The sequence below is a fragment of the Kitasatospora sp. NPDC042419 genome, from assembly GCF_056437345.1.
This window is the reverse complement of the sequence record NZ_JBWKAW010000083.1, coordinates 1-5,849: the sequence shown is the minus strand read 5'-3', so window position 1 is coordinate 5,849 and position 5,849 is coordinate 1. Positions and strand designations below refer to the sequence as shown.

Genomic DNA, 5,849 nt, shown 5'->3' with positions numbered 1-5,849 from the left:
GACGCGCTCGCCGCCCACCGCCGCTCCATCGGCCTGCCCGCCCAGTCCCTCGCCTGGGGCCAGTGGGAGGAAGCCAGCGGCATCACCGGCCACCTCACGGCCGCCGACCACGCCCGGCTGGCCCGGTTCGGCATCCGGCCGATCGGTTCCGCCGAGGGCGTCCGGCTGTTCGACGCCGCCCAACGGCTGCCGGAGCACGCCGCCCTGGTGCCGTCCCCGCTGGACCTCGCCGCGCTGCGCGGTCGCCCCGTCCCCGTGCTGCTGCGCGGCCTGGTCCGCCCGGCCCGGCGCACGGCCGGCACCGGCGGGTCGGCCGCGGCGGCCGGCGAGGCGACGCTCGCCCAGCGGCTCGCCGCGCTGCCGGACGACGCCGAGCGCCAGGCGGCGCTGCTCCGGCTGGTCCGCGAGGAGGTGTCCGCCGTACTCGGCGCCGACGCCGAATCGGTCGGCGCCCAGCGGTCGTTCACCAGCCTGGGCCTGGACTCGCTGACCGCCGTCGAGCTGCGCAACCGGATCACCACCGCCACCGGTCTGCGGCTCTCCGCGACGCTGGTCTTCGACCACCCCAACCCGACCGCCCTCGCCGAGCACCTGCGCAGCGAGCTCCTCGGCGCCCTCGCCGGTGCCGAACTCCCGGACGCTGCCGTGGCGTTCAGGTCCCAGACCTCGACGGCGGCGCGCATCGACGAGCCGATCGCCATCGTCGGCATGGCCTGCCGCCTGCCCGGCGGGGTCGCCACGCCGGAGGAGCTGTGGCGGCTGGTCGCCGAAGGCCGGGACGCCGTCAGCGAGTTCCCGGACGACCGTGGTTGGGACCTCGACGCGCTGTACGACCCGGACCCGGACCGCCCGGGCACCTCGTACACCCGGCACGGCGGGTTCCTGGAGCGCCCGGCCGACTTCGACGCCGCCTTCTTCGGCATCTCGCCGCGCGAGGCGCTGGCCACCGACCCGCAGCAGCGGCTGCTGCTGGAGACCAGCTGGGAGGCCCTGGAGAGTGCCGGCATCGACCCGGCGACCCTGCGCGGCAGCCGGACCGGCGTCTTCGCCGGCGTGATGTACCACGACTACGCGCCGCGAGTCCGAGAGGTGCCGGCCGAGCTGGAGGGCTGGCTGGGCAACGGCACGGCGGGCAGTGTGGCGTCCGGCCGGATCTCGTACTCCTTCGGGTTCGAGGGCCCGGCGGTCACCGTGGACACGGCCTGCTCCTCCTCGCTGGTCGCCCTGCACCTGGCCGCGCAGTCGCTGCGGACCGGTGAGTGCGACCTGGCCCTGGCCGGCGGGGTGGCCGTGATGTCCACCCCCACCACCTTCGTCGAGTTCTCCCGCCAGCGCGCCCTGTCCGAGGACGGCCGCTGCAAGGCCTACGCCGGTGCGGCGGACGGCACCGGTTGGGGCGAGGGCGTGGGGCTGCTGCTGGTCGAGCGGCTGTCGGACGCGCGGCGCAACGGGCACCCCGTGCTCGCCGTGGTCCGGGGCAGCGCGGTCAACCAGGACGGCGCGTCCAACGGCCTCACCGCGCCCAGCGGCCCGTCCCAGCAGCGGGTGATCCGCCAGGCGCTGGCCAACGCGGGCCTGGGGACCGCCGACGTGGACGCGGTCGAGGGCCACGGCACCGGCACCACGCTGGGCGACCCGATCGAGGCACAGGCGCTGCTGGCGACGTACGGGCAGGGGCGGCCGGAGGAGAGTCCGCTCTGGCTCGGTTCGCTGAAGTCCAACATCGGGCACACCCAGGCGGCGGCCGGCGCGGCGGGCGTGATCAAGATGGTCCAGGCGATCCGGCACGGCGTGCTCCCGCAGACCCTGCACGTCGACGAGCCCTCGCCGTACGTGGACTGGTCGGCGGGCGCGGTGGAACTGCTCACCGAGGCCCGTGAGTGGCCCGCGAGCGGGCGGCCCCGCCGGGCGGCGGTCTCCTCCTTCGGGGTCTCCGGCACCAACGCGCACGTGATCATCGAGCAGGCCCCGGAGGCGGCCCCGGCCGCGCGCGGCACCGCACCCGCCGTGCTGCCGTACCCGGTCTCCGCCCGGACGGCCGAGGCGCTGCGCGCCCAGGCCGCCCAGGTGGCCGACCTGCTGGGGGCGGCCGGCACGGCTCCGGACGCGGGCTCGCCGGACGCGGTGCGGTCGGACGCGGTGCCGTCGGACGCCGGTACGCCGGAGGTGACGCCCGCAGGTCCGGCGCCCGCCACCGACCACCGGGTGGACGTCGCACACGCCCTGGCAACCGCCCGGGGCGGCCTGGAGGAGCGGGCCGTGGCCGTCGGCGACCCGGCCGCGCTGCGTGCGCTCGCCGCCGGGGACCCGGCCGCCGCGCTGGTCACGGGCAGCGCCGACGTGACCGGCCGGACGGTGTTCGTCTTCCCCGGCCAGGGTTCCCAGTGGGCCGCCATGGCCGTCGAACTCCTCGACACCGCACCGGTGTTCGCCGCCAGGATCGAGGAGTGCGCGGCCGCCCTGGCCCCGCACACCGACTGGTCCCTGCTCGACGTCCTGCGCGGCGCCCCCGACGCCCCCGGCCTGGACCGGGTGGACGTGGTGCAGCCGGTGCTCTGGGCGGTGATGGTCTCGCTCGCCGAGCTCTGGCGGGCGCACGGCGTCCGGCCGGACGCGGTGGTCGGCCACAGCCAGGGCGAGATCGCCGCGGCCGTCGTCGCCGGCGGCCTCTCACTGGCCGACGGCGCCCGCGTGGTGGCCCTGCGCAGCCGCGCCATCCTCGCCCTCTCCGGCGCCGGCGGCATGGCCTCGGTCGCGCTGCCCGCCGCCGAGGTCGGGGAGCGGATCACCGCCTGGGGCGAGCGGCTCTCCGTCGCCGTGGTCAACGGCCCGTCGGCGACGGTGGTCTCCGGCGAGCCCGAGGCGCTGGCCGAACTGGTGGCCGGCTACCGGGCGGAGGACGTCCGGGCCCGGCTGATCCCGGTCGACTACGCCTCGCACTCCGCCCAGGTGGACGGTCTGCGCGAGGAGTTGCTGGAGCTGCTGGCACCGGTCCGCCCGCGCACCGGGGACGTCCCGCTGCTCTCCACGGTCACCGGCGACTGGTTCGACACGGCCGGGCTGGACGCCGGGTACTGGGTGACCAACCTGCGCGAGACGGTCCGCTTCGAGGAGGCCACCCGCCGGCTCGCCGAGTCCGGGCACACGGTCTTCGTCGAGGTCAGCCCGCACGCGGTGCTGACGGTGCCGATCCAGGAGACCCTCCAGGCGGCCGACGCGGCCCGCCGTTCGGTGGTCGCGGGTACGCTCCGGCGCGACCACGGCGGGCTGGACCGGTTCCTGCTGTCCGCCGCCGAGTTGTGGGTGCGCGGGGTGCCGGTCGACTGGCCCGGCCTGTTCGCCGGCGCCCGGCCGCGCCCGGTGGCGCTGCCCGGCTACCCGTTCCAGCGGCAGCGGTACTGGCTGGACGCGACCGTCACCAACGCGACGGTGACCGCCTCCGTGGTCCAGGCGGGGCCCGCGGCCGACGGCCCCGCGCCCTGGGTGGTGAGGCTGGCCGCGCTCGACGAGCCGGAGGCGCGCGCGGCGACGCTGCTCGACCTGGTCCGCCGGGAGGCCGCCGCCGTGCTCGGGCACCCGGACACCAGCGGCGTCGCCGCGGACAAGGCGTTCCGGGAGCTGGGCCTCAGCTCGCTGACCGCCGTCGAGCTGCGCAACCGGATCAGCACCGGGACCGGCCTCGACCTGCCCGCCACGCTGGTCTTCGACCACCCGACCCCGGCGGCCGTCGCGGAGTACCTGCTCGGCGAACTGCCCAGCGGGGAGCCGGAGTCGGAGATCGGTGCGCTGGAGTCGCTGGCCGCACTGGAGCGGGTCCTGGCCGGCCCGGCGGGCCCGGGCGCGGAGCGCGCCTCCGTCCTGGCCCGGCTGAAGGCGTTGGTCGACCGCTGGGACGTCGGTCCCGCGGACGGGCCGAGCGGCGACGGGTTCGACGACCTCGACCTGGAGAACGCCACCGACGAGGAGCTGTTCGCGCTGATGGACCGCGACGCGTCCCCGTCCGACACCCACTGACGGCCGTCCGGCCCCCTGCCACCACCCGAACGACCGTGATGCGAGAGGCACCGATGTCCAACGACCAGAAGCTCCGCGACTACCTGAAGCGCGCCTTGGCCGACGCCCGCCAGGCCAACCGGCGGCTGGAGGAGGTGGAACGGGCGAAGCGCGAGCCGATCGCGATCGTCGGCATGGCCTGCCGCCTGCCCGGCGGGGTCGGCTCGCCCGAGGACCTCTGGCGACTGGTCTCCGACGGTGTCGACGCCATCACCGAGTTCCCCACCGACCGGGGCTGGGACCTCGACGGACTGTACGACCCGGACCCGGACCACCCCGGCACCTCGTACACCCGGCACGGCGGATTCCTCGACACCACGGCCGAGTTCGACGCCGAGTTCTTCGGCATCTCGCCGCGCGAGGCGGTCGCCACCGACCCGCAGCACCGGCTGCTGCTGGAGACCGCCTGGGAGGCGTTCGAGCGGGCCGGGATCGACCCGACCTCGCTCAAGGGCAGCCGGACGGCCGTCTTCGCGGGCCTCGCCGGCACCGACTACACGCCCCGACTCCACGACGCTCCGGGCGACTTGGAGGGCTACCTGGGCATCGGCGGGCTGGACAGCGTGGCGTCCGGCCGGATCTCCTACACCTTCGGGTTCGAGGGCCCGGCGGTCACCGTGAACACGGCCTGCTCCTCCTCGCTGGTCGCCCTGCACCTGGCCGCCCAGTCGTTGCGGTCGGGGGAGTCCGACCTGGCGCTGGTCGGCGGGGTCAGCGTGATGTCGACGGCCCAGGGCTTCGTCGAGTTCTCCCGGCAGCGCGGGCTCTCCACCGACGGCCGCTGCAAGGCCTTCGCGGCGGACGCGGACGGTACGGGTTGGGCGGAGGGCGTCGGCCTGCTGGTGGTCGAACGGCTCTCGGACGCGCGGCGGTCGGGCCACGAGGTGCTGGCGGTGCTGCGCGGTTCGGCGGTGAACCAGGACGGTGCATCCAACGGCCTGACGGCGCCCAACGGGCCGGCCCAGCAGCGGGTGATCCGGGCGGCCCTCGCGGACGCGCGGCTCGCCACGGCCGACGTCCAGGCGGTGGAGGCGCACGGCACGGGCACCCGGCTCGGCGACCCGATCGAGGCACAGGCCATCCTCGCCACCTACGGGCAGGAGCGCCCGGCCGAACAGCCCCTGCTGCTCGGCTCGTTGAAGTCCAACATCGGGCACACCCAGGCGGCGGCCGGGGTGGCCGGGGTGATCAAGTCGGTGCTGGCGATCCGGCACGGCGTACTGCCGCGCACCCTGCACGCGGAGGAGCCGACGCCCTTCGTCAACTGGTCGGCGGGCGCGGTGGAACTGCTCACCGAGCCGCGGGAGTGGCCTTCGGTGGCAGGCCCGCGGCGGGTCGGCGTCTCGGCCTTCGGGGCCAGCGGCACCAACGCGCACGTGATCATCGAGCAGGCGCCGGAGTCGGTGGCCGTGCCGGGGGCGGTCTCCGAGGCGGAGCCCACGCCGGAATCCGCTGAGGCGTCTGCGGTGGCGCCCGGGGCGCCGTCGGTGGCGCCGTCCGGGGTGTCGCCCGTGGTGCCGTCGGTGGTGCCGTTCGTGGTGTCGGCGCGGTCTCCGGAGGCGTTGCGCGAACAGGCCCGCCGGATAGCCGAGTCGGCGGAATCCGCCGAGGTGTCCGGGGAGACCGGGCGGGTGGATCTGGCGCGCGCCCTGGTCACCACCCGGGCGAGCTTCGAGGAGCGGGCGGTGGTGCTGGACGATCCGGCGGCGCTGCGTGACCTTGACGGTCCGGGTGTGGTGCGGGGTACGGCTGGGGCTGGTGGGCTGGCGTTCCTGTTCTCGGGGCAGGGGAGTCAG

The 5,849-nt window shown here is 76.0% G+C and carries 2 protein-coding genes; both read left to right on the top strand.

The features are described 5' to 3' along the window. The coding region (locus AC067J_RS43880; RefSeq protein ID WP_478308493.1) for a type I polyketide synthase at positions 1 to 4,014 on the top strand (4,014 nt) is incomplete at its 5' end. Between the two features lie 53 nt (positions 4,015 to 4,067). Next, the coding region (locus AC067J_RS43875) for a type I polyketide synthase (protein ID WP_478308492.1) at positions 4,068 to 5,849 on the top strand (1,782 nt) is incomplete at its 3' end.